The organism is Microbulbifer maximicatervae (SeqCode) (assembly GCF_052468095.1).
Genome location: NZ_CP174332.1, coordinates 2,898,989 through 2,924,364, shown reverse-complemented (window position 1 = coordinate 2,924,364; position 25,376 = coordinate 2,898,989). Strand labels below are relative to the sequence as shown.

At 45.9% G+C, this 25,376-nt stretch carries 15 protein-coding genes and 1 pseudogene; 10 read left to right on the top strand and 6 right to left on the bottom strand.

The genetic code is table 11. The annotated features are described in order from the left end of the window. Positions 1-600 precede the first annotated feature (600 nt). The gene (locus ACJJIL_RS12530) at positions 601-1,656 is read left to right on the top strand and encodes an acyltransferase family protein (RefSeq protein ID WP_445359843.1); all 1,056 of its coding nucleotides are present in this window, start codon (positions 601-603) and stop codon (positions 1,654-1,656) included. A 528-nt stretch (positions 1,657-2,184) separates the two neighbouring features. On the opposite strand, the gene ACJJIL_RS12525 is transcribed toward ACJJIL_RS12530, so the two are convergent. Together ACJJIL_RS12525 and ACJJIL_RS12520 are read right to left on the bottom strand one after the other, a co-directional pair. Then, a complete protein-coding gene (locus ACJJIL_RS12525) occupies positions 2,185-2,868 on the bottom strand; it encodes a hypothetical protein (RefSeq protein WP_445358575.1) in 684 nt (227 codons plus the stop codon). Between the two features lie 858 nt (positions 2,869-3,726). Next, entirely contained in the window at positions 3,727-5,706 is a 1,980-nt protein-coding gene (locus ACJJIL_RS12520) for an alkyl/aryl-sulfatase (RefSeq protein ID WP_445358574.1), read from the bottom strand. A gap of 361 nt (positions 5,707-6,067) precedes the next feature. On the opposite strand from ACJJIL_RS12520, the gene ACJJIL_RS12515 reads away from it, so the two are divergent. Beyond that, on the top strand, positions 6,068-6,205 hold the full coding sequence (locus tag ACJJIL_RS12515; protein WP_445358573.1) for a hypothetical protein: 138 nt from the start codon (positions 6,068-6,070) through the stop codon (positions 6,203-6,205). A gap of 55 nt (positions 6,206-6,260) precedes the next feature. Here the strand turns inward: ACJJIL_RS12515 and ACJJIL_RS12510 are convergent, their stop codons facing one another. Both ACJJIL_RS12510 and putA read right to left on the bottom strand, forming a co-directional pair. Next, positions 6,261-6,650 carry a hypothetical protein gene (locus ACJJIL_RS12510; RefSeq protein WP_445358572.1) on the bottom strand — a complete coding sequence of 130 codons (390 nt, stop codon included), beginning with the start codon at positions 6,648-6,650 and terminating at the stop codon, positions 6,261-6,263. A gap of 236 nt (positions 6,651-6,886) precedes the next feature. Beyond that, positions 6,887-10,033, bottom strand: coding sequence for a bifunctional proline dehydrogenase/L-glutamate gamma-semialdehyde dehydrogenase PutA (putA, locus tag ACJJIL_RS12505; RefSeq protein WP_445358571.1), 3,147 nt, complete (start codon positions 10,031-10,033; stop codon positions 6,887-6,889). 141 nt (positions 10,034-10,174) lie between these two features. On the opposite strand from putA, the gene ACJJIL_RS12500 reads away from it, so the two are divergent. The 6 genes from ACJJIL_RS12500 (at position 10,175) to ACJJIL_RS12475 (ending at position 19,360) form a co-directional block, all read left to right on the top strand. Next, positions 10,175-10,684, top strand: a complete 510-nt coding sequence (locus ACJJIL_RS12500; protein WP_108732847.1) for an Lrp/AsnC ligand binding domain-containing protein — start codon at positions 10,175-10,177, stop codon at positions 10,682-10,684. 254 nt (positions 10,685-10,938) lie between these two features. Continuing rightward, positions 10,939-12,093 carry an acyl-CoA dehydrogenase family protein gene (locus tag ACJJIL_RS12495; RefSeq protein ID WP_413665396.1) on the top strand — a complete coding sequence of 385 codons (1,155 nt, stop codon included), beginning with the start codon at positions 10,939-10,941 and terminating at the stop codon, positions 12,091-12,093. Between the two features lie 176 nt (positions 12,094-12,269). Further along, a complete protein-coding gene (locus ACJJIL_RS12490) occupies positions 12,270-14,276 on the top strand; it encodes an alkyl/aryl-sulfatase (protein WP_445359842.1) in 2,007 nt (668 codons plus the stop codon). 68 nt (positions 14,277-14,344) lie between these two features. After that, positions 14,345-15,571, top strand: a complete 1,227-nt coding sequence (locus ACJJIL_RS12485) for a phytanoyl-CoA dioxygenase family protein (RefSeq protein ID WP_445359841.1) — start codon at positions 14,345-14,347, stop codon at positions 15,569-15,571. Between the two features lie 39 nt (positions 15,572-15,610). Continuing rightward, positions 15,611-16,837, top strand: a complete 1,227-nt coding sequence (locus tag ACJJIL_RS12480) for a phytanoyl-CoA dioxygenase family protein (RefSeq protein WP_444913481.1) — start codon at positions 15,611-15,613, stop codon at positions 16,835-16,837. A 570-nt stretch (positions 16,838-17,407) separates the two neighbouring features. Beyond that, positions 17,408-19,360 carry a hypothetical protein gene (locus ACJJIL_RS12475; RefSeq protein WP_445359840.1) on the top strand — a complete coding sequence of 651 codons (1,953 nt, stop codon included), beginning with the start codon at positions 17,408-17,410 and terminating at the stop codon, positions 19,358-19,360. Between the two features lie 170 nt (positions 19,361-19,530). Here ACJJIL_RS12475 and ACJJIL_RS12470 read toward each other — a convergent pair. After that, a pseudogene (locus ACJJIL_RS12470) lies at positions 19,531-20,515 on the bottom strand (helix-turn-helix domain-containing protein). Positions 20,516-21,060: 545 nt separating this feature from the next. Here ACJJIL_RS12470 and ACJJIL_RS12465 point away from each other — a divergent pair. Then, positions 21,061-22,035: a DJ-1/PfpI family protein gene (locus ACJJIL_RS12465; RefSeq protein WP_445359839.1), complete on the top strand. Its 975-nt coding sequence runs from the start codon at positions 21,061-21,063 to the stop codon at positions 22,033-22,035. 643 nt (positions 22,036-22,678) lie between these two features. Here ACJJIL_RS12465 and ACJJIL_RS12460 read toward each other — a convergent pair. Beyond that, entirely contained in the window at positions 22,679-24,208 is a 1,530-nt protein-coding gene (locus ACJJIL_RS12460; protein ID WP_445359838.1) for a flavin-containing monooxygenase, read from the bottom strand. Between the two features lie 115 nt (positions 24,209-24,323). Between ACJJIL_RS12460 and ACJJIL_RS12455 the strand changes: the two genes are divergently transcribed. Continuing rightward, positions 24,324-25,361: an AraC family transcriptional regulator gene (locus ACJJIL_RS12455; RefSeq protein WP_445359837.1), complete on the top strand. Its 1,038-nt coding sequence runs from the start codon at positions 24,324-24,326 to the stop codon at positions 25,359-25,361. Positions 25,362-25,376: the final 15 nt, after the last annotated feature.

Here is a 25,376-nt window from a genome sequence, read left to right as displayed (position 1 = left end):
AGCTATAACTAGGTCAGGCAAGATCTCCCGGCCGGAGACTAGGTTGGACAGCCTACGTTCCTCTTTGACTGCCCTTTATTGCAACGTTATATGCATGGGTAGCAAAATTGAAAAAGCGTTCTTAATCCCATTCATATTAAGCATTTCTTGCTACATTTCCTGGAGTATATTCAGAGCTACTAATTTGCACTGGGATAATGGCTACAATATCCCTGGCTTTCTGATACTAATACTTTCATACCCTTGGACCTTAATTACTATTTATCAGCCACTAATATTTTTTATGGATAATTTGGTTGATTTTTACCTAAGAGTATTAATTTTAGGTATCATTGCTAGTTTGGATTTTAGTTAAATTTTTACGAGTAGTTTGCCTAGGTAGATTATGTGTTCCTAAAGCATATAATATGTTGGCGCATTTGAAAGCGAAGAGTAAGTAAAATCTGAAGTGTTTGAATATATTTAAATTTATACAATAAGATTGATGGACAATTCTGCATTGGGCTATGTAAGTCCATCAGGGAATGAGCGTAAATATACATAGTTAGAATGTCTGCTTTTTGTGGGCATGACTAATGTCTTTCTAGTTAGGAGTAGACTTTGGAGATTAGAAAGCTTAATACATTGCGGGGATTAGCAGCTCTAATTGTTTTTGTTACCCATTTTAGCGACATTACGAATTGGCTTGATGGCGTATTGGGTGGCGGTTCTGGTGCATATGGTGTAATGTTGTTTTTCTTGCTCAGTGGCTTTTTGATGTCATATCTCTATTTGGAGAAAGACTTCACAAAAGCCAACGTCATATATTATTTTTTTGCGAGAATGGGAAGAGTTTTACCTTTATACTTGGTTGTGGTAGTTGGATCTTATTTACTATCAACTTCAGGTAACAATACTCTTTACAGTATACCTGATCTTAATGCGCTATTAGGTCATTTGCTGTTCTTGTATGGAGAGAGCATTCTATGGTCAATTCCACCAGAAATACAGTTTTATTTCATTTTTATAATTTTCTGGGCATGTGCTAGGAATCGGTCTGGTTATATTTATCTATCTATTTTTACTTTAATGATTTTGCTGTTTTTCTCCAATTTCCCGAGAATATATGGTGAAGTTTATGGTATTTCATACAATGAGTTTAATGTGCTTAGGAGTTTGCCGTTTTTCTTTGTCGGTGTTATATTCGGGATGAACTATAAATCTCTCAAAGTTCCGCGGTATCTTAGAAAGCACTGGTTTATATTAGCGCTTTGTTTAATTCCTCTGATGTATCCTGATTTAACAATGATTACCTCTGATGCAAAACAGAAAATGTGGCTAAGTTACGAAGTGTTACTAGTAGTGAGTTGTGTTTTCTTTTGTGTAGTGTTTTTAGTTCCGAATAATAATATTCTACTAGCTAATAGGTTTGGCGATTTTATCGGGAAGATTTCATATTCTTTGTACTTGCTGCATATGCCAATTATTGTGCAGGTAAATAAATTAGATTTATCTGTTGAGTTAAAGTTGACACTATCTTTCTCTTTAAGTGTACTGGCTGCATACATTTCTTTTCATTTTTTTGAGAAGCCTATTGCTAAGAAAATACGAAGCATGTCATCTAACAAGTCAAACCAAAGGGCGAAACAAGGCTGCGCCTCTGCTAAAGGAGTTTGAAACCTCTCCTTGTCGAGTAGATGCTTGCCTTTTGAATAGGATAGAAGAGTGCGCCTAAAATAGTAAGTGAGAAACGTGTTATTGGATACGCATCAGAGCTCAAAGTTGGAGCTGTAGCTCCAACAGAAGATCTTTAAGTCGACACGGTTACTATTGCCAAATTAATGAGAGTGTATCCTGTGGTGATATTTACGAGACGACAAATAACTTAAGTTATCGATACTGCCCAAATCCTAAGCATGGATAGGCAGATAAGGTTTGGCTTTCAGTTAGTAAATTTTTAATCAGATGACTTACTGAATGTTAGTTAACAGTTCTTGCAAAAGCTCTCAGTGCGGTTAGGTGGATTTATTTATAGCTTGCCTTGTAAATAGAATCATAGATATATAGATGGAAATTGGCAAGGGCGCTCAGTGCTTTATCTCTGCCGCCCTTGCCACTAGCGATAATTCATGCAATTAAGTTGTACTCTAATTCTTAACTGCATACCACAATGAACTCGATGTACTATTGGAGTTGTTAATTATGTTAGTCCTCAGGGGGTGGCGGTGGTGGTGGAGGGGGCGGCGGTGGTTCGCTAGGGCTGTGCGGTGCGAGGGCAATTAGTAGAGTAACAACGCAGATTGCCTTCATTGTGAGGCCGCCAAGCAAACAAAAAATCAAAGCAAGAGAGTCGTCGTGAAGGTAGGTTAAGACGGGAAACAGCTGTGGTCTTTCCGGAGGTCGACCTTCCTGAATAGCCTCAACTATGCGCTTTCCTTCTTCACTAATTTCTATTCTGCTTACAAGTGCTTGTCGAAGAGTTAAGAGCCACTTCTCCGTAGTGCCATAATTTTTTAACCCCTCTTTAAGAGCTGTCGCCAATGTTTCATCGACCTCTGTATTGGCGCGTATCTTTATTAAAAGAGAATCCGCATCAAGCCTTAGAATTTCTGAAAGACTCTCCTTGAGTTGATCAAGAGACTCAAGTGCAGTCTGAGACGCTTCAATCATGCACTCAAGTGATTGAAGCATATACAACGACCAGACGTCTAATGTCCCGGAGGAAGTTAGTAACTCATCGTAGTATTTTGAATCTACCGCGAGACTATCTTCAATCCGTGTTGCTGCAAGGATTTTAGCGCGAAATGATCGATAAGACTTAAAATCCCTGACTGTCGTATCTGTTGCAGCAATCGTTGTTGCTGCCGTAAGTTCCATTATATCTTCCATTGTCCATTTCCATTGTCCAATATGATTTAATAATGCGGTGGGGACAGTAATTATTTTATGTGGGCCAATCAAGCTGTTGTAAGGTTTTGTAATTTTCTTTGTTGGTGGATAGAGTAACTGTCATGTGTTTTTTATTTGTTGTGTTGCAACAATAAATAGTGAATTGTTTAATGTATAGATGTTGTTTATTTCTGTTGTGAGTAAATTGAGACTTTTTAATTTGGATTTAATATATGGTTGGCTTGAGTTGTGGATCTGCAGTTGTAGGTTTTGTTAATTGTTTATGGTGGGTTTACCTTTGAGGTCTGAGTAAGGTGCTGCAGAAGATTGCCTTATTGTCCCAAGCTTGCCTTAATCGCTTTAGAGGTGGTTTTTAAAAAAATTGTAAATTTTTCCGCCTAAGAATTTCCCTGTAAACTTTTGGTGCTGTGTTTTAATTATGCTTTTGTAAGCCTTTATATCCAGTGTGTTATTATTTTTATGGGGACTTCACTAGAGTAGCTTGGTTGAGTAGTTGTTGAATCCTGGTGGAGCTTAGATGTCAGCGAGTCTGTGGTTAGTTTGATGGGTATGTTTAAATGCTTTTTGGAGGGGGTGTATTATATCAATCGGTGGTATTGCTTTCTAGGGTGGGAAGTATTCTGTTTTATAAAAATACAGAGCCCAAAAGGCCCTGTATTGTTTCGGCTAGTATGAGTCAGATTGCTTGAGTTCCTGGATTATTATTTATCCACCAAGAATTTTCCATGGATCGCTTGTATTTTTTTGAGTTTGGTCAAGCAAAACAGATACCTGTAGTTAAGAGACGTATTAATAGTTGTCATTCGTTAGAGCTTTACGGGCTGATCGTTTCAATTTTTAAGGCGTTACAAGGCTAAAATTACGATCAAATTTATCAAATAACCGACCGAATTTTATTAGAGCCAAAGGATTTCCGCTCACCTTGAGTCGACCATCTTTGATTAGAGTAGGGGCGCCTACTAACCCGCCAAACATCATACGTAAGTCGGTACTGTTCAGAGCGAGGCTGGCAGAGGGCTCGCTACTGTGTCGGCCGGGGTAGCCGTGCAGTACCCCATTTTGCACTACGACTAAGTACTTTTCTCCAGTGTCAGTCATATCGATATTTAAGCGGATATCTGCATCTGCCGCTTTTTCACCGTTAAGGCGCACCGCCATCGCGTCGAAAAGCAGCTGGAGAGGGACCCGCGCTACTATTTCTTCATCGGGCAGTATTTCTTCACGGTATTCGATACCATGACGTAACTCCTTGGCTCCGGAGAGATAAAAGTTGCGCCAGATACCAGATTCTGACTGATAGCCGAGTTGTTCTAGGCTGTCAGCCAATAGATAACGGGCTTGCTCGTTCTCAGGTTCAGCGAAAACCAAGTGCTTTAGCACCATGGCTACCCAGCGATAATTGCCCTGGGCAAAATCCTGTCGGGCCCGAGCTATAATGGCTTCTCCCCCCCCCATGTAGTCGATGTAGTGCTCTGCAGCTTCTTCCTGAGGAATAGGGTGGAGGTTTGCTGGGTTGCCATCGAAATAACCCAGATAGCGATTGTAAACTGCCTTGGCTCCAACATTGACAGTGCCGTAGTACCCTCGATTGGCCCAAGCCTGAGAGAGGTTCTCGGGCAGCTCAAGGCGCTCTGCAACTTCGACCATATCGTAACCGTGGTTAGCTAGACGCAGTGTTTGGTCGTGGATGTACTTATAAAGATCCCTCTGCTTAGCCAGGTAATCCATTGCTTCATCTTTGCCCCAGGTGGGCCAGTGGTGGCTGCTGAAAACCACCTCGGTCTTATCGCCAAATTTCTCCATGGCGTACTCAATATAGCGACTCCAGGCCTTGGCATCGCGGGTTTTCGCACCACGCAGAGTGTAAATATTATGCAGTGTATGGTTGGCGATCTCACTCATGCAGAGTGCGTTAAATTGAGGGAAGAAAAACACAATCTCTGCGGGTGCTTCGGCCCCGGGTGTGTTAATGAAGATGATGTCCACTCCATCAACTGTCATCTCTGCACCGGTTTCAGTAATCTCTATTGTTGGCGTAGCTATTCCGTGCTCACCATCTGATACCCGGTTGCCTAAGCCGGATGAGACAAAACCCTCCGGACTGGAGGGCAGCAAATTTCCAAATTGGTATAACGCACGGCGCTGCATCACATTCCCGGTGCGCACATTCTCGCTAATCGCCTCCTCAGCAAAACCCTCTGGTGCAATAATGTCGATAGAACCGCTCGCGAGCTGTTCTTTAGTCAGAACCCCAGTTATTCCGGCGAAATGGTCTGCGTGGCTATGGGTAAATATAACTGCACTTACCGCTTGCTCTCCTAGTGCCTTGTTGGCCAGCGCAAGAGCTGCAGCTGCAGTCTCTGCGGAAGTGAGAGGGTCGATAACAATCCAGCCGCTTTCTCCTTGCACCAGAGTCATATTGGCCAGATCCAGCGAGCGCACCTGATAGATACCATCTACCACTTTGAACAGGCCGTTATTCAGGACGTTGAGCTGGGCCTGACGCCAAAGGCTGGGGTTGACGGTATCAGGAGGGGTGTCTTGTAAAAATTGCATCTGGGATAGGCCATAGACTTCCCGACCTTCGGTATTTTTCACTTGGGCGCCGGGAATAGATTCAATAAAGCCTCGTTTAGCCAGCAGAAAATCAGTTTCATCGCCGAAGGGGAGTTGTTTTGCCAGGGATCTATTGTGGGAAATAGTTGCCTTGGAGGCGGGTTTGATCTCGGTATTTAAATTTTCTGTGTGAGTTTTCGGTTCACTACCACAGGCAATCAAAAAGAAGGACAGCAACCACATCAGTATCAGCGAGCGCATTGAGACTCCCCAAAATCAGTGTACATGAAACTTCATTTTTATACTGGGACAGGGTTTTTATTGCCCAGAGTGGCCTTAGCTTCTCCCACCTGTGGTGGCGCGTCAAGACAAGAACTGTCCCTTTGGCGGCGTAAAAGTCTTTCTGCAAGGGAAACAGTTTCATGTTACTCACTGGTTAACCAGTTTTGTCATTGGGCTTTGTATTTTCTACCAATACAGTCACGATTGTCGGCATAGTGATGTGTGAAGAGTTTGTGGTTCCTGAATCGAAGACGCTGGATTGTCGTAGCTGATAGTTTAATCTGATCTGTTTTTATATGCCCTTAGGAATTTTATATTTAACAGGTTTAGGAAGGTTTCTATGGTAGTAAATGGTCGTAAAGGTAAATTTATTTTAGCTTTTTTTGTTGGTACTAGTGCCAAACTAGCCATTCAAAATAGGGTGTCTTATTTATCAAATTCTATTTTAAAAATAAGACACCATCTAGCTGGAGTTTGAACAGGTCGCCGATCAAAAATTCTTTAACCTCTATTAATCTTATCTCAAGAGGTAATTAAGCGGCAGGTGATATATTTACACTCTTTCTAGAGAGCGTTGCGCTTAAGAATGCGCAAAATGCTAGAGCTACGATATGAGGTAGGTAAAGTGTGTATTCACTGGTGTGGAAAAAATACAGAGTGGCTTCGCAGGCGATAATGGCAATTGCTGCAGTTGCCCATGGATGCAGTTTTATCAGCCTAGATGCTAAGAAAATGAGTGTGAAAACAATTAGTCCATATCCTAACAAATGGACAACAAAAATTTCCCAAAGGACAGCCCCTCCATCTGAAAGGAATGCTTTGAAAGCTTCGGGTATAGCGATGGCTGCAGAATATCCTGTAATTAATGGGCCTAAGTATCCGGCGACTAAGCCTATTATTATTCCAGCTATTGTATTTTTCATTGAATCCATTCTATTTTTATAGGGTTGGTCAACTATACCTTATGTGGGGCTGTTAAAGAAAATACATGGCTAGTTGCTGCAAAAGGCTGCGGTTGAAATTGAAGTAATTGCTTTTATTCATCCGGTTAATTTACAGGGAAGGGAAGTTTGGAGTTGGTACTTTGTGGGTGGTTAGCGGAATGATTCTCCACAAAAAAGCGGGCTAAAAGCCCGCTCTCTCATTGTTTTATGGGAGCTTATTGCCCCAATGTAAACAGTGCAGTGTTACCGCCAGTGGCAACAGTGTTAATAGTTTTGGTTTTTTCGCTGGCGAAACGGAACAGGTAGTGCGGGCCGCCGGCTTTGGGGCCGGTGCCGGATAGGCCGTGGCCGCCGAAGGGGTTAACACCTACTACTGCACCAACCATATCGCGGTTTACATAGCAGTTGCCGACGTTGATACGTTTGAATACCGCGTGGGCGCGGCCTTCTATGCGGGAGTGCAGTCCGAAGGTGAGGCCGTAGCCGGTGGCATTAATGCGGCGGATTACGTCTTCCAGCTCGTCTGCCTTGAAGCGAACTACATGAAGGAAGGGTCCGAAAGTCTCGCGCTTGAGCACAGAGAAGTCTTCAATCTCTACTACCTGCGGGCCGAAGAAGGTGCCTTCGCTGGGCTTCTTCGCTTCCTCAAAAGCAAATAGTGGCTTGGCTTCTTTCGCCATGCGCTCGCGATGGGATTCCAGCATGCCGAGGGCTTTTTCGTCGATAACCGGACCGATATCGGTATCCAGTTTACCGGGATCGCCGAGGGTCAGTTCTTCACACGCGCCTTTCAGCATATTCAGCAGGTTATCGGCGATGACATCCTGTACACACAGGATACGCAGAGCGGAACAGCGCTGACCGGCACTGAGGAAGGCAGACTGAATTACATCATCTACCACCTGCTCGGGCAGGGCAGTGGAGTCTACGACCATGACATTCTGGCCGCCGGTTTCGGCGATCAGCGGTACAATCGGGCCTTCTTTCGCTGCCAGCTGCTGGTTGATCAGGCGTGCGGTTTCGGTGGAGCCGGTGAAGGCTACACCGCCCAGGCGGGGATCTTCGATCAGCAGTTTGCCCACTGCGGCGCCGGTACCTGTGATCAAGTGCAGTACTTTTGGCGGCACGCCGGCATCGAGCATCAAGCGCACGGCGTGTGCAGCGATGATGGGGGTTTGCTCTGCGGGTTTGGCCAGTACGGCATTACCGGCGGCAAGTGCGGCAACTACCTGGCCGGTAAAGATTGCCAGGGGGAAGTTCCAAGGGCTGATGCACACGAAGGTGCCACGGCCACTCAAATACAGCTGATTTTGTTCACCGGTAGGGCCGGGTAGTTCGGTGGGCTCACTGAAATGCTGGCGTGCGCCGTTGGCGTAGTAGCGGCAGAAGTCGATAGCTTCGCGCACTTCACTAATGCCATCATTTAGGGTGCGGCCCGCTTCAATGCAAATAATTGCAGCCAGTTCATTGGCTTTATCTTCGTAGAGATCAGCAATTCTATCGAGAATATCCGCGCGGTGTTTTCCACCCTGGCGATCCCAGTCGATCTGCGCTTCAGTGGCGGAGGCATAGGCCTGCTCAATCAGGTGTTTATCAGTATTCGCGGTGTGTCCAATTTTTTCGCCGGTTGCCGGGTTGAAAACCGGTTCTTCCGCTTCGCCCATGGTGCCGTTGACGATAGGGCCACCGAGGAAATGCTTTTCGCGTTGCTGCTTAAGCTCTTTCAGCAAGGGCTCAACGGAGAGTGGATCAGTCAGTTCGATGCCGTGTGAGTTTTTCCGTGGCAGGGCTTCTGCGCCCATATAAATATTCTCCGGGACAGGAATTTGCGGGTGACGGTAGGGGTTGCAGGCTTCGCTTTGTTCCAGGGTGTCCTGGACCAGGGCTTCAACCGGCGTTGCCTCGTCCATAAAGCGGTTAACAAAGGAGCTATTAGCTCCGTTTTCCAGCAGGCGGCGAACCAGGTAGGGCAGTAAGTCACGATGTGCCCCCACGGGTGCGTAGACGCGCACGGGCACACGCTTGCCGTGTACCGCTTCAATTTGTGCGTACAGCAAGTGGCCCATGCCGTGCAGGCGCTGGAATTCAAAGTCGGTGCGGCCATTGGCCAGCTCAAGGATCAGCCCGACGGTGTAGGCGTTGTGGGTGGCAAACTGTGGATAGATTGCATCGCCAGCTTCCAACAGTTTTTTCGCACAGACTTGGTATGACAGATCGGTATGGCATTTGCGCGTGTACACCGGGTAGTCCGGCAGGCCCATTTGCTGGGAGTGTTTGATTTCACTATCCCAGTAAGCGCCTTTAACCAGGCGCACCATCAGCTTGCGGCCGGTATCGCGACCCAGGGCAATCAGCCAGTCGGCGACATGGGGGGCGCGCTTTTGGTAGGCCTGGAGTACAAAGCCCAATCCTTGCCAGCCTTTAATTTCGGGGTCGCGGGCGAGCGCCTCGAAGATATCCAGTGAGATATCCAGGCGGTCTGCCTCTTCTGCATCGATATTCAGGCCCATATCGTATTGGGCTGCGGCGACACAAAGACGCTTTACCTGGGGCAGCAATTCGTCCATTACGCGATCCCGCTGCAGCACACTGTAGCGGGGGTGCAGGGCGGAAAGCTTGATGGAAATACCATTGGCCTCAACCACATCCCGCTGGGTGTTGTCTTTGCCGATCTCTTCGATAGCCATCATATAGGCATCGAAGTAGCGGTGGGCGTCGGCCATGGTGCGGGCGCCTTCACCCAGCATGTCGAAGGAAAAGCGGGTGCCCGGGAGGTTTTCTTTGGGGCCGCGTTTCAGGGCTTCCTTGATGGTGCGGCCGAGTACGTACTGGCCACCCATAATTTTCATGGCCTGCATCATGGAGGTGCGCACCATGGGTTCGCCGATACGGCTCACCAGGCGTTTCATCCAGTGGGAGGGACGCTCGGTGATATCTGGGTCCAGCTCCACCACGCTACCGGTGAGCATCAGGCCCCAGGTTGAGGCGTTCACAAACAGGGAGTCGGACTGGCCACGATGGCTGGACCAGTTGCCGGAATGCACTTTCTCGGCGATTAGTTTGTCGGCAGTATCGGCGTCTGGTACCCGGAGCAGGGACTCTGCCAGACACATCAATGCAACCCCTTCCTTATTGGAAAGGCCGAATTGCTGAAGGAAAGCGTCCAGCGTTCCGCGCTTGCTGCGCTGCTGTCGCGAATGATGAACCAGTGCGCGCGAGGTGTTCAGAATTTTCTTGCGCATCTCGTCGCTGGGGCGTGGCGCAGCCAGCAGCTCGCTCACGCAGAGGTTTTCGTCGGCGTGCAAATACTCGCGTGCCCGGTCCCGGGCATTCTGGAGGTCTCCGGCGAAGTTTGTCGACATATCGTCTCCCAAGCTCTATATCTAGGGTCAGAATAAAAAACCGGATTATGTGCGAAAATCGTTAGAATTAATCGCCATAATGTTGCGAGTTGTGGTTAAATATCACGCCTAATTGCGTGATTACCAGTAGGGTATTTTGTAATGTCTCGACAGTTGGAAGATCTTGATCGTATTGATCGCCAAATACTGCGAATTCTGCAACGTCACGGCCGCTTGCCGAATGTGGAATTGGCGCGCAGGGTTAACCTTAGTCCCACCCCTTGCCTGGAGCGAGTCAAGCGGCTCGAAAGGGAAGGATTTATTCGCGACTATGTAGCGCTACTCGACCCGCTCAAAGTTCATGCGGGCCTGGTGGTCTATATCCAGGTAACCCTGAACAATACTGCAACTGAGGCTTTGGAAGCCTTTAATGAGCATGTGGCTGGGCTGGAGGAAGTCCAAGAGTGCCATATGGTTGCCGGTGGTTTTGACTACCTGGTGAAAATTCGTATTAAGGATATGCTGGGTTATCGTCGCTTCCTCGGTGAAAAGCTGGCATCCGTACCGGGAGTACGGGAAACCCACACCTATGTGGTGATGGAGGAAGTGAAGACTGATACCGCTGTAGCGGTACCGGACCCAGAACCCAGTGTGAAAGGTTCGCGGCGCTAATTGAGCGCAGTCAAATATCCTGTGCGGAGTGAGAGAACTGTAGCGATTTTGCTGGTTGGCTTTTTTATGAACCTGGGTAGGAATCTGAATTCTCTCCTCAGGCCTCAATCATAGGGATTGATTGCTGATTTCATGGCTGAACAGATGGAATTGGCAACCATTGTCGGCGCGGTTTTTATTATGCTCGGCATAGCGATGCGGTACCAAGGTGGGTGCCGTGTGATTTGTCCGTAATAACTATAAGTAGGTACTGTATGGATTTTTCACTGAGCGAAGAACAGCAGATGATTCAGGATGCGGCAAAGCAATTTGCTGACAGTGAACTGAAACCCATTGCTGCCGAACTCGACAAGACCGGTAATAGAGAGCTCTTGTTGGAAAAGCTCAAGCAATTGGCAGAGCTGGGCTTTATGGGAATCAATATTGATCCCAATTACGGCGGTACTGGTGCTGGCACTGTCGCATTCTCCCTGGCGATCGCCGAGCTGGCGCGGGGCTGTGCCTCTGTTGCAACGACCACGTCCGTAACCAATATGGTGGCAGAGGTAATTCAGGCGGTAGGTTCGGAAGAGCAGCGCCAAAAATACCTCCCCAAAATCTGTAGTGGAGAATACCCTGCGGGTTCTTTCTGTCTCACCGAGCCCGGTTCCGGTTCGGATGCGGCCTCTATGCGCACCCGCGCGGAAAAGCAGGGTGATGAATACGTTCTCAATGGCAGTAAGCTCTTTATTAGTAGCGCCGAATTTGCCGGTATTTTTGTTGTTTGGGCGGTGACAGATTCTTCCGCGCCTAAAGGCAAAGGTATTTCCTGCTTCCTGGTTGAAGCTGGCACACCTGGCCTGGTGATTGGCAAGGCCGAAGAAAAAATGGGACAGAAAGCCTCTGTTACCAATGAGGTTTCTTTCGACAATTGCCGTATTCCTGCCTCCCATCTTTTAGGTGAAGAAAATCGCGGCTTTCGAATTGCTGCAGGTGAACTCGCAGGAGGCCGAATCGGTATTGGCTCCCTGGCGCTGGGTATCGGCTTTGAAGCTTTGGATTGTGCCCGGGCCTATCTGCATGAGCGGGAGCAGTTTGGTAAAAAACTGGCGGAGTTCCAGGGGCTGCAATGGCAGCTTGCCGATAAATATACTGAGATGGAAGGTGCGCGACTCCTCTTGCTGCAAGCCGCTTGGCAGAAAGATGCCGGAATGCCGTTTGGCCCTGCCGCTTCAATGGGCAAACTGTTCGCTAGTGAGAAGGCTAACGAGGCATGTTATCTAGCTCTGCAAATGCACGGTGGTGTGGGCTATACCCGTGAATATCCACTCGAACGTATGAGTCGGGATGTGAGAATCACTACAATCTACGAAGGTACCAGTGAGATCCAGCGCCTGATTATTGCAAGGCATTTACTGGATGTCAGATAATATTTAATGACACATAAGCCGGCGCTCTTCGCCGGCTTTTTTGTTTCTTTCCCCCTAAATTTGTCAGTTATTCTCCTGATGCTGGCATAAATACCCGTCCGCTTAATAGTTTCCTACCTATCCTCTACAAGGGACTCTGCCGCATCACTTTGCGAATCATGGAAAGGAAACAACTGATGAACGTTAACAAGCTGCCGCTGTTATCGCTGTTACTAGTACTCCTTGCCTGTTCGCTAACGATCGTAAGTGTCATGGCGCAAGAACCCAACCCCGCTAGTGTCGTCACAATGAAATCAAACCAGGCTGTACTGAAAGAGCTCCCTTTTGCAAATCGGAAGGACTTTGAGGATGTAAAGCGGGGGTTTATTGCTCCTTTGCCAAACAATGGTGTTATTAAAAACAGCAAAGGCAATACGGTGTGGAACCTGGAGCAATTTCAATTTGCTCGCGATAAAGAGGCTCCTGACAGTGCCAACCCCAGTCTGTGGAGGCAACTGCAATTAATTTCGGAGGGCGGTCTCTATGAGGTGATACCGCGAATCTACCAGGTTCGCAGTGCGGACCTTTCCAATATAACTTTTATTGAGGGCGATACCGGGGTCATTGTTATGGACCCGCTGATTTCTGCCGAGACGGCTGAAGCAGCGTTGAACCTCTATCGGCAGCATCGTGGAAATAAGCCTGTCGTTGCTGTGATCTATACCCATAGTCACGTTGACCACTATGGGGGTGTTCGCGGTGTTATCGATGAAGAAGATGTAAAGTCCGGCAAGGTTAAGGTAATAGCCCCACAAGATTTCCTGATTGAAGCTGTTAGTGAAAATGTCTTTGCAGGAAATCATATGGCGCGTCGTGCCAGTTTTATGTACGGGAACCTGATTCCTAAAGATCCCAAAGGCACTCTTGGCGCTGGCTTGGGCCTAGAAACCTCCACTGGCACTATCACTTTGATAGAGCCGACAGACTCCATTGTTGAGACCGGACAAACCTTGGACGTGGATGGGCTTACCTTTGAATTTCTCTTAGCCCCGGGCTCCGAGGCGCCGGCAGAAATGCACTTCTATATTCCTCAACTCAAAGCCGTAACTGCTGCTGAGAACGCAACCCACACCCTGCATAACCTCTACACCTTGCGGGGAGCAAAGGTTCGAAATGCTCGCGACTGGTCTCGCTACCTTAATGAAACGGTGCAGCGATGGGGCGGGGAGGCGGAAGTCCTGTTTGCGCCCCATCACTGGCCAACCTGGGGTCCAGAAAATGTGGTGAATCACCTGAAAAAGCAGCGCGACCTCTACAAGTACCTCAACGACCAAACCCTGCGGTTAGCCAATCACGGATACAACATGGTTCAAGCGGCTGAGCTGATGGAGCTGCCCCCAGAACTCTCACAATACTGGGCCAACCGGGGCTATTACGGCAGTGTAAATCACGATACCCGTGCGGTATGGAACTATTACTTGGGATTTTTCGATGGCAATCCCGCTCGTCTATATCCAATGCCACCGACGGCAGCGGGGATAAAGTACGTCGAATATATGGGCGGAGCAGCCAATATCATCAAGCAGGCAAAGAAGGACTATGAGGCTGGAGAATATCGCTGGGTTGCCGAGGTACTAGATAGATTGGTTTCCGCAGAGCCTAATAATCGTGCAGCAAGAGACTTGTTGGCCGATGCATTAGAGCAGCTGGGTTACCAGCAGGAAAATGGTACCTGGAGAAATTTTTTCTTAAGTGGTGCCAGGGAATTGCGGGATGGTATCCAGAGATACCCTGTTCCTCTGACCGCGAGCCCGGACACTATTCGCAGTATGCCGGCTGGTTTGATTTTTGATTATCTGGGAATTCGGCTTAACGGCCCAAAAGCGACAGGCAAAAATCTCTCCATCAATATCAATATGCCGGACGTAAAAGAAAAGTATGCGCTTGTGCTTGAGAATGCGGTACTGAACTACGGGCCTCCTGTTAAGAATCCCGGCAGTAGCGTGCAGATAAACCGCTCAGACCTCAATGACATCATCTTGGGGAGTGCATCTATTCAGGAGAAGATTGAGGACGGGAAAATCAAAATTGAGGGCGATGAGGGAGAGTTGAAGACATTACTTTCCTTAATGGACCGATTCGATTTTTGGTGGAACCTGGTTACGCCTGAACCGATGGACAAGATGATGCCGAAGGACTTCTGAGTTGTAGCTAACTTGGCGATAAGTGAATACCTCCAAATGTATTGAGAGTTTGGAGTAAGGTGGCAGGAATGGCTAAGAAAGGAAAGACACTGGCTGAGATGTTGAAAGGAATCGGCACTTTGGAGCAAAGTGCCGATTTTTATGTTTCTTGGTTTCGAATAGTACATATTTGTTCTGCATTAGCTGTGTTTGTTGCTTACCGGTTTTTGATTGCACCATGGAGGAGTGGAAAAAAGAAGGAGTTCTATACTGAAATGGAATCGCTGAAGAATCTACCCCTTCGATTACCTGATCTAGTATTAGGGACTGAATCTAAAACTCAGTATTTCCTCAATAAGAGTGAGCTAGACTTTTTCAAAAAGAACGGTTATTTACCTCCATTTTCTGTAATTTCGGAACAGGAGGCTACCGAATTAAAAGATCTGGCTTTGAAGGAGTATGATAAAGATTTCCACGGAATCAGTTTTCTTGGAGATAAGGTTCGTGATATTGAATTGAAACATGGAAATTGGCCAATAGAGGATGCTGGAACTTATCAGGCTTTACGACTGGCTCCATTCAGAGAGCTTTTAAGGAAACCGAAAATAGCACATCGCCTGGCTAGTTTACTGGGAGATGAAGTGATTTGCTGGAGGACACAGTTTTTTCATAAACTGCCAGATACTGGACCGACAGTTTGGCATCAAAATGCCACGTTTAGGGAGTCTGGGAAGTTTGCCAAACTTCAGCCGACCCTGGACACAGATCCAGCGATGATTCAGTTGAATGCATGGATAGCGCTTTCTGATTCTACTCATGAGAATGGCTGCTTGCGATTGCTTCCTGGATCGTGTTCTGATGCCCGAATTAGTTTTTTATATGAATATATACAGAGTAACAGATATTTCTATCTGTCATTGCTCCCATTTTCAATTTCTAATTTATATGCCATAGCAAAAATTGGCTTTTACGGCTCTATCTTTGCAAAGAGTGCATTGGTGTTTTTTACTGCGGTGAAGATTTTGGGGGAGGATTTCTTTGATAAATTTGAGGTTCTTGACGTTGAGATGAAAGCGGGGGAGTGCCTAATTTTTTCTGCCTTAAATATGCATGCCTCTTATCCGAATATAACAAAAAATGACTGCCGATTCTCTTTTCTTGGGCGATGCACCACAACTCATGTAAGGGTTTCGCCTTCTGGTAAAGATAGATTCCCTAGTGCTGAGGGATTGGTTGAGTATGAATTGCCTGAGGTTAGTTCGTTTCAAATATATGGCGATGATTCTTATGGGTATAACAAAATAATGCGAGACTAATAGGTGGTAGTGTCAAGTGTTTAAAAGAGGTGAAAGCAGATGGCGAATGGAGATAGTACCTTTTCAGAAATGTTGAAGGGATTTGGTTCTATGGGAGATGCCGCAGATTTTGCCATCTCTAAAATACAGGTCGTACAAATTTTTTTAATGATTATGGTTGTTGTACTGTATAAGCTGTTAATTCTCCCATGGCGCGGTGCAAAAAAGAAACAGTTGTTTGATGAATTGGTTAGGCTCAGAGATCTTACAGTGACAATCCCAAGGGATAATGTCTCCAAAGATGCTGGTGAAGATGGTTTTTTAACAGAAAAAGAGATATGTTTTTTCGAAAAAAATGGTTATCTACCTCCATTCCAATTGGTCTCAGAGGAGCAAGCTAAGAGTTTACGTAGAGAGGCAGAGGAAGCGTTTGCCGATGACTTTGAGGGGGTAAGTTATATTGGCAGCAAAATAAGGGAGATAGAAAAGCGGCACGGACAATGGCAGATTGAAAGTGCGGGGCTTTACCAGGCCCTTAGAATGAGGCCTTTTAGGGAGTTGCTAAGGAATCCAAAACTGTCACATAAGCTTGCCAGTTTGTTGGGGGAAGAAGTGATGTGCTGGAGGTCGCAGTTTTTTGATAAGTTCCCGGGTGCTGAGGGTACTATATGGCATCAAAATGCAACTTTTAGAGAAACTGGAAAATATGCAAAACTGCAACCTACAAAGGATACTGACCCTGCGGTTATCCAGCTTACTGCCTGGGTTGCCTTATCAGAATCTACTGTTGAAAATGGCTGCTTAAGATTTTTGCCTGGATCTTTTGGCGATGCAAGAATGGACTTTCTGTACAGTTTTGCTCAAGACAACAAATTGTTCTATATTGCACAACTTCCCTTTTCGTTCACATATTTTTTTAATGTTTTTAAAATAATTCTCTTTGGGCAAATTTTCACCAAAGTTATGTTAATTTTTCTCACTGCGGCAAAAATTTTGGGAGAGGATTTCTTTGATAAGTTTAAAGTCAAAGATTTGGAAATGAAACCTGGAGAGTGTGTTGTATTTTCGTCGCTAAATATGCATGCATCATATCCAAATACATGTAAAAGTAATTCTCGGTTTTCCTTTGTGGGAAGGTGCACAGCCAATCATGTGCGGGTTGCACCTGGGGGGAAGGATATATACTCGACAGCAGAGGGAATGGTGGAGTATGAGCTTCCAGAGGTAGGTAACTTCCAAGTATATGGTAAGGATTCTTTTGGTTATAACAAGATATTGGAGGACTAGCCTTACTGTGCTCTATGTAGGTTACTATTATTAAAATGGTAATTATACTTGGGAGTAAATTTTAATATCCTGTCCATTAGGAGCAAACCCTCGATTACCACTTTTGTCATCTAATGAGTATTCAATTTGTACTGTTCTGTCGAATCGATTTTTCTTCAACGAAAGTGCTTCAAGACTGTTTGATGTGTTGGCTCCACGAAAGTCAGGTGGGTGGCTGATGCTGCACGGTGTTTTCAGCTGCATCTTTCTTTAGGTCTGGTTTTTTTGTCTTATTTTGTGGGTTTGTTAGTTTAAAATTCTGTGGGCACAGATGTGCAAGGGGCTTCCTTTTGAATAATGTCTATCTAGCTTTCCCCAACCAGCCCGCTATATCGTATTAAGGCTATAGTCAGTGTTGGACTTCTCATTTTTTGATCTTCCCTATTTTGTTCACATTTTATTAAGTTACGCACAGAATAAAATTCTGTCCCCGCTAAAATTCCGCCCACTTTTGCATTTCATGACTGTCCGGAACTTATATTTTGGACAGTACCTAACTCCAAAATAAAAAACACGGCACTTAAGGCGATTATGGAAAAGTTATTCGGGCAGAAATTATTGGTACTTGCACTAACTGCGGCACTCGCAGCTTGTGGTGGGGGGGGAGGTTCGTCAGATTCTGACTCCGATTCACCACCTGTGAGCGACGGTGGAGATGATAGTAGTGGGGGTAATCAAGATGGAGGAAGTGGTTCAGGTGGAAGCGGGTCAGGTAGTAGTGGGGATGGCTCCTCATTGCCTGATAATGATCCATCGACTGTAACCGTTGGAGATGTGTCAACAGCTGAACTCGGGTTTGCGACAATTACCGCTACAGATATCACTTTGCCTGATGCAATGGTAAATGCCCAGGAAGTTTATCAGCTGGCTCACTATATTGGTCGTACGGATAGTGAGCAGGATGAGGAAAATATAGACATCCCTATCCGTAGCTATACTGCCTCCTGTGCAACGGATACTGATCAGCCAAAAATGTATGTATCCACTACTTTGTCAGAGGGGAATAGTGCCTCGGATACAACCTATGGGTCAGTTTACGAGCTTCAATATAACCCTGATAGCATGAGCTTCGAGCAGACGGGTAACGCCACCATTCTGAATCAGTGCTATGAGTCACATGGTATTACGGCCAGTTCGGATTGCTCCAGGGTAGCTGTTTTATGCAATACCGAATATAAGGCCAGTGAGCGATATGATATCGAGAAAGATCTGGTAGAAGAGTACGGTACAACCTGGATGAAGATTGAAGATAATCTTGACAGTGTTGCAGGTACCGATAATGAGGAGAAGTATAATGACCAGATCTGGCTAATGGAGTGGGATAACAAGCCTATAACAGAAACTCCAGATGCCTATGTTGTCAATAAAATGCACGGTGGCACTCATTTGGGGACTCAGGAGCTATTGTACGTAGAGGATGATAGCCAAGGGCGCACAAGTTATGCGTTTTCCGTAACTGCTCGTGTTCTTGTTAGCGGTTCGCATTATTCGGCAGGGCTGACGGTAATCAATCGGGATGACTGGTCAATGTCCTTCTCTGGAGATGATCACCGGGGTTGGTACTGGGCGTGTGGCCATGGCCACGTTCTGAATATTCGAGCCTTTTATAATCCGGGGAATGAGATGTACGGTGCTCTGTGTACCAGTGATGGAAATAAATATTATCCGTCACCGGGCCTAAATGCGATCGCTATTAAAATGGAGGACAGTGGATCATCTGTTTATGAAGGCACCTATAATCATTTGGTACCCTCGACAAGTGCAATGATATCCAACGGTGGTGGCCATACGGTTGTCCCGGTTGATGCCGATACAAACCTCTCAGTTATTGTATCTCCAAAGTACATTGAAGATTCGAACATGGATATGTTCTTACAGGACGAGCTTGGTATCGATACAAGTGGTGATGGCCCCTTCGATGAGGAATGTGCTGATAACGGCATTCGCAATTGCTTCTTCTCATATATCGACAGTGGTGAATATCCCGTAATTTCCAGGCAGGGGCTCTATTCTGGAGATGCCCTGGATACTACTTCCCTGACACGTGTAGGTATTGCAAAAGTTGATGGGGAAGGCAGTATTGAAGGTAATGGCATTGAATGGCTGGCAACGGATTCTGATTGTCAAATTAGTGATCCCCAGTTGGTTGATCTGAAAAATGGCCGTTACTTATTTGGTTACGCGCAGTTCCAGTGTATCTCCGATAACCTCCCGTACAATCGCAGTTACAATAAGAGTGGTGATGCGATGCGTATGCTGGTGCCAAAAGCCTACTATGTAATGGAGATTGATGCTGACTTAAATGTACTTGAGGGGCCGGTAAAACTGACTGACTACGGTTGGGGTGGTTTGGATGAGCCTATGTACTTGGGTAATGGTAAAGTTGCCTGGAGCTATATTAAGAATCCTACCCTGGATAATTATATAGGTGGCCAACAAAATGTTTGGCAGGCAATTGTCTATCATTCTGATAGTGTAAATTAATTGTGCTGATTTGGGGTAAGCTCAGGCTTGCCCCAAATTAAATTATACTTATATATTTGTAGTAGTTCAGACTTTATCCGACAGTTACAGATTTTTCAGGAGGTGCTCTTTTGGGGCAAATTTAGTTTATGAGTACTTCCCTCCAGCTATTTTTCCATCTTCAAAAATTGCTATTGAGTGGTTCGATCGCAACACATCTTACCCCGATGGCATCCCTCATTATTAGAATATGTTATCCATTCGTTCAGATCCTTTTGTAACTCTTCTATTGATACATAGATCTTGCGGCGTAATGAAGGTTGGTAGATTTCTTGTAAAATGGTCTTATGGAAGCGCTCACAGATCCTGTTAGTTTGTGGATGCCTGGCTTTTGTCTTGGAGTGTTCTATTTCGATTATACACTGATAACTGGTAGTCGTGCTGCTCTTACTTGCCACAATATTCAGTACTGCGACCGGTAAGGATACGCAGCACAGGTAGATCATGTATGGCATAAAACGGCAGTACAAGGTTATTCGGAAGGTCCGCCGCAGTGACTGGAGTTTTGATGATATACAGCTTGCAGTGAGCCACCTTTGCATAGGTATCGATGTAAGTTTGTTGGTAAACACGTCCGCCGCCGTTAAATGTTCCTACATAGAAAGTATCTTACGAGCCCAAATAGCGTGGGTGTTGAGTATCAATTTCACTATAGGCTCCATCATCATGCCATTTTCTCTCTAAAGCTTGAACCTGTGATTCTGTGAGGATCAGTCCCTCCTCAGCTTCCTTGGCCTCAGGTGCTATTAATCACAATTTGAAGTTAGCTAGGTCATGCAATGACCAGATACTCCGAACGCCACTAGGGGACACAAATACACCGCGTTTACGCAGTTCATTGGAAACTCGAACTTGTCCATGGGTAGGCTCTTAGAGGGCATAAGTTAACACTGTTTCTTCAATGATTGTTTCAACATAGTTCTTGTGGATGGGCATACGCCGGTTCTTCTCAAGAAGGGCGTCCACACCGCCACTTGAAACAGCTTACTTGTACCGATAGAAAATGTCTCTCTATACTCTCAGCATCTTGCAAGCTTTGGATATATTGCCGAGATCTTCTGCCAGATTTAGTAATTGGATCATGTATTTGATGATGCGATCATTAGTATGGAGTATGGAGTATGGAGTATGGAGTTTATTCTTGGTTTTACTTGTAGGTTTAGGCACCTTCATCAAAACCGGTAAACCCTTCTTTTTCAAGAAAATGTGTCAGATTTGGTCTGAACTAATTCATTTTAGTGCTAGTTGTTCCTCTGTGTTTTTCTCTTGCCCTTAAAAGAAATAAAATCCTGAATGCTTGTAGTGGTCGATACAGCTATTTTAATTAACTTCCTTTTGGGTTGTAGATTTATTTGGATGTCTCATTGGCAAAATACTCGCTTTGGATAATGTTCTTTGCTGTTGAGATATATAGTGCAGTAGAAAGTATGTAAACCTTGGCAATATCCAGCTGAATTTTATTTTTCATATGAAAACTTATCGTGCCCAATCATCGATGTCTGAATTTGTCGACTTTATGTCATTTGTGACCTGATCCACTAATTTACACTTTTTGCTGTACCCCCTTGAAATACCTTATCTATATGTTTGGGTTTTGCATGAGGTATCCGATAAGCGCTTAAGCATATTTCTGTACTCACCAAAAATAAAAGGAAATGACCATGCGATCTTCAATCTGGGCTACCCTATGCTTGCTACTTTTTAGCAGTATGGTCTGGGCCCACTCCACATCTAAAGATTCCTTCCATATAGGGATATTATTGTACGATGGTGCACAAACTATTGATTATGCCGGGCCCTATGAGGTTTTTGGGCAAGCCAATTATCGTTTGACAACGGTTTCGGAAGATGGTGGAACCATTACTTCAGCCATGGGGCTTAAAGTGACTCCAGATACCAGCTTTGATCAGGATAATCAATTTGATGCAGTAATTATCCCAGGGGGCAGTATTAATGAAGCAATGGAGAGTCTGGAAGTATTACAGTGGATTAAAGAGCAGTCCAAACAGGCTCAGTACGTTCTATCGGTATGTAACGGTGCTTTTATTCTGGCAAATACTGGGCTTCTGGATGGTAAGAAAGCAACCACTATTCGCGGAGCATTTGATTCTTTCGAGAAGAACTTCTCTGATGTTGAATTGGTAAAGAATAAAAAGTTCGTTGATAACGGCAAGTTTATTACTATAGCTGGTCTTTCATCTGGTATAGACGGCGCTTTATATCTGGTAAGCAAGGTTGATACGATTGAAAAAGCCAAAAGTGTCGCAGCGAAGATTGAGTACCTGTGGGTGCCAGAGGGGGGCTATATCCGGGGGATGATGGCGGATAAAATCATGCCAAACCTTGGTGACTTGCCTGAGTCAATTCAGTTTGTTTCTAAGGAGTATAGCTATGGTAGCCTGGAAGAATGGTACACAGCGTTTCAGCTTTCCGGTGATGTGGAAACTGTAAAAGCCTGGTTAAGTGAGCAAATGAAAGAAAATCCCGAGTGGAGGAAGGGGCAGGGTAAGGCTATTGACAATAAATGGGTGTATCAGTTTTCTGATGATCGTACTGTATTGCAAGTTGACTTTGTTGCTCCCTCTGATATCAATCCTTGGGTGCTTAAGTTCAGCATATTAGATCAAGCGTCATAATTTGGTGGCTTTCGTTAAAGGTGGAGACGATAAAGCCTAGAATATAGGAAAAGTATTTGCTTTCTGGTCTTCAGATTGAACATACCGTTTGCACCGCCAGATTGTCATTTTTGAATTACATTGGGAAGGTTCTTCATTCCGGCGATAGCATATTTGATAGGGCTTGGAAATTGACCAGCCTCTTTTAATGTTATTAAAAGTTTGGAAGTTTGTGAACGACGGGTTTTTTCCGCCGGTAACTTGAATTTGACAAATTCTATCCCAGTTTTCTAGTTGTATACTTACAGAAGACGCCATTGAAGCTATTGATAGCGAGGACAAAATTAAAAAAATACTCACAGCTCTCACAATAAGCCATCCTGTCTGGTGACCTAATATTCGGATTTGCTACCCCATGATTATATGGTTACGTGAAGCCCGTAACGAATTCCGAGAAGGCATCGGTGGCGGATTAATTAGAAGTGTTTGTTGCTTTATTGTGAGGCGCGACTGTTAGGTCAAATAATGTTGATCGCGGTTGTTCACTTTGGGGTTTTAGTCTGAGCTTGGAGTTAGGGATTTTGTGCAGTATCTATATCCGTCTACCTGATGAAAGGTAAAATAGAAGCGAGCCGAGGCTCGCATTCTTAATGCTGCCTGAAATTTAAATACTGCTTACTTCGATAGAGGATGTGTTGTTTTTATCTTGTGCCTTTTGAGTTTTCTCGGTGTCAAATTGGTAGGGCAAAAAAGTTAAAAATTCATCCTCAATCGCTGAATCAAGGAGTATCTTATAGTCCTCCTCATAGTTATTTAACAGGCGCCATGGATAGCGCTTACCTTGTCTGGGAAGTTCTCCATTTGCCCGTTTTACATAGCCAGAGTCCAGGCTGCTCATCACCGAACCTTGCTCAGCACTGCCTTCGCTATCTATCGCTGTACACACCTGAAAGTTATGTGCGTCCATGTATTTTAATAGGCGGCAAATATAGCGAGCAGTAATGTCGGCTTTAAGAGTCCAGGGGGCGTTGGTATAGCCGAATACCCATGAGATGTTAGGAACCCCCTCCATTAGCACTGCTTTGTAAGTCAGCTTTTGATTGACTGCTACCGGTGCACCATCAATACAGAGCTTGATACCTCCTAGCACTTGTAACTTTAATCCGGTCGCACTGATAACAATGTCTGCGTCTAATTGTTGCCCTGACGTAAGCAGGATACCCTTATCTGAGAAGGTTTCTATTTCACCGGTGGCAACAGAAGCTTTCCCTGAGCAGATTGAGGAGAACAGATCTCCGTCAGGTACAACGCACAGACGTTGATCCCAGGGGTTGTAACTGGGATCGAAGTGACTGAGATCGTAATTGGCTGGAAGGCTTTTTCTTACATCTTTTAATAGTAACTTTCTAATAAAGTTAGGCCAGCGCTTAGCAGCTTTAAAAATCCAGCGCTGCAATTTGATATTGCGCCAGCGTCCTAGCCTGTGGACCCAGGGTGCTGGCAGAAATTTTGATAGTACACGAGAGATTTTATCGATAGATGGAACTGAAATGATATAGCTTGGGGAGCGTTGCAACATGGTGACATGTTGGGCGGTGGTTGCGAGCGAGGGGACCAGGGTAACAGCGGTAGCGCCGCTGCCGATCACGATAATACGCTTGCTGCGGTAGTCCAGATTTTCTGGCCACTGTTGAGGATGAATCAGTTTTCCTTGATAGTTTTCTATACCTGGATATTGCGGCAAGTAGCCCTCTTTATGGTTGTAATACCCAGTACAGGCAATCAGAAAACTACAGGTATATCTCACTGGGCTGCCAGATTCGGTGTTGTGACCTTCCAGAGTCCAAGCTCGGTCTGTACTGGACCAGTTCGCCGTAGTTAAATTTATTCCAAAGTGAATTCTCTTTTTAACGTCATATTGCTCTGCGGTGGTTTCAATATATTTTTGGATAGATGGGCCATCCGCGAGTATTTTCTCGCCGGACCAGGGTTGGAAGTCATAGCCGAAGCTGTACATATCGGAATCAGATCGAATGCCCGGGTATTTAAAGAGGTCCCAGGTGCCGCCGACTTGTGCCCGACGCTCGATAATGGCGAAGCTGCGCCTGGGGCATTCGCGACTCAAATGACAAGCCATTCCTACCCCTGAGAGTCCCGCGCCGATAATTAATACATCGAAATGAGTCGATTTCACAATCCCTATCCCTGCAAATTTCTATGCCTTATAGACTGGGTAGATGTGCCCATGATTTATTGTTAGATTGCGACAAATAATTGTCTTTCCGCGCCACAAAGATGGGGAGCAAGTTATGGGTAGCCTTGTACGAGTCAGTATTCTTTCCGGTTTCAGTGAATTCGTGGAGCAGCTTGGGGGCGGGGGGGAAGCCTTCTTGGCCGAGTTCGGTATGCCTTGTGATATCAGCCCGGCGGATTCCCGCTTGGTATCATTTGTTGAGGTTGCGCGCTTGCTGGAAACTGCAGCACGCCGGTTAGATCGCCCCGATTTGGGGCTGTGCCTCGCATCGCGACAAGGGGTGGACCGCTTGGGTGGGATAGGTGTAGTTGCGTGCAATGCGGCCACTCCACGGCAAGCCTTGCTATCCGTTAGGCGCTTTCTTTCTCTTCATAGTTCATCCCTCAGTATGCAACTGGAGCCATTAAGTGAGGGAGATGTACTACGTATTGTTTTTGATTGGCAGGACCCAGCTCTCAGTAGCTATCGCCAGATCCGGGAGCAGGTGCTGGGAAATACGCTGACGATGATACGGATGTTGGTAGAGACTAAGTGTTGCCCGCAAAACGTACTGCTGCCTCATGGTCCTCAAATGGCAGAGGGTGACTACTGCAATTACTTTGGCTGTGAGGTTCTGTTTAACTCGGGCTATTGCGCGATGGACTTCCCAGCTGCATTTCTGGATACACCACTGAAGTCTGCCGATCCAGTGGTTGAGCGATTGGCCATTCACCATTTGGAGCAGCAGAGCGCGACGCTGCCCGTTCCTCTAACTGTAGAAATTCGACAATTACTCAGTGAAATACTGCCCAGCGGCAGATCTCAGCTCGGCACTGTGGCAGGGGCGCTGAAGCTCCACCCCAGAACTTTACAGCGCCGCCTGGCTGCGGAAGGGCTTAGGTTCGAAGAACTATTGGATAACGTGCGGCGGGATCTGGCGACTCGATACTTATCCGATCCGAATCTGGCCTTGGGGCAGATTACGGGTTTGTTGGGGTACTCCGAGCAGAGTACATTTCAGCGAGCTTGTCGACGTTGGTTTGCGGAGACTCCCCGGAATCACCGCATACGCCTTGCAGGCAGCGCAATTGTGGGGCGGCCAGAATCTCCGTAAAAGCCTGGGGGAGTC

Bases quoted from the DNA above. Each gene is read 5' to 3' on its own strand.
- ACJJIL_RS12465 (WP_445359839.1), top strand. From the start codon at position 21,061: ATGCGATCTTCAATCTGGGCTACCCTATGCTTGCTACTTTTTAGCAGT.
- ACJJIL_RS12495 (WP_413665396.1), top strand. From the start codon at position 10,939: ATGGATTTTTCACTGAGCGAAGAACAGCAGATGATTCAGGATGCGGCA.
- ACJJIL_RS12485 (WP_445359841.1), top strand. From the start codon at position 14,345: ATGGCTAAGAAAGGAAAGACACTGGCTGAGATGTTGAAAGGAATCGGC.
- ACJJIL_RS12480 (WP_444913481.1), top strand. From the start codon at position 15,611: ATGGCGAATGGAGATAGTACCTTTTCAGAAATGTTGAAGGGATTTGGT.
- ACJJIL_RS12525 (WP_445358575.1), bottom strand. From the start codon at position 2,868: ATGGAAGATATAATGGAACTTACGGCAGCAACAACGATTGCTGCAACA.
- ACJJIL_RS12520 (WP_445358574.1), bottom strand. From the start codon at position 5,706: ATGCGCTCGCTGATACTGATGTGGTTGCTGTCCTTCTTTTTGATTGCC.
- ACJJIL_RS12510 (WP_445358572.1), bottom strand. From the start codon at position 6,650: ATGAAAAATACAATAGCTGGAATAATAATAGGCTTAGTCGCCGGATAC.
- ACJJIL_RS12455 (WP_445359837.1), top strand. From the start codon at position 24,324: ATGGGTAGCCTTGTACGAGTCAGTATTCTTTCCGGTTTCAGTGAATTC.
- putA (WP_445358571.1), bottom strand. From the start codon at position 10,033: ATGTCGACAAACTTCGCCGGAGACCTCCAGAATGCCCGGGACCGGGCA.
- ACJJIL_RS12500 (WP_108732847.1), top strand. From the start codon at position 10,175: ATGTCTCGACAGTTGGAAGATCTTGATCGTATTGATCGCCAAATACTG.
- ACJJIL_RS12490 (WP_445359842.1), top strand. From the start codon at position 12,270: ATGAACGTTAACAAGCTGCCGCTGTTATCGCTGTTACTAGTACTCCTT.
- ACJJIL_RS12515 (WP_445358573.1), top strand. From the start codon at position 6,068: ATGGTAGTAAATGGTCGTAAAGGTAAATTTATTTTAGCTTTTTTTGTT.
- ACJJIL_RS12475 (WP_445359840.1), top strand. From the start codon at position 17,408: ATGGAAAAGTTATTCGGGCAGAAATTATTGGTACTTGCACTAACTGCG.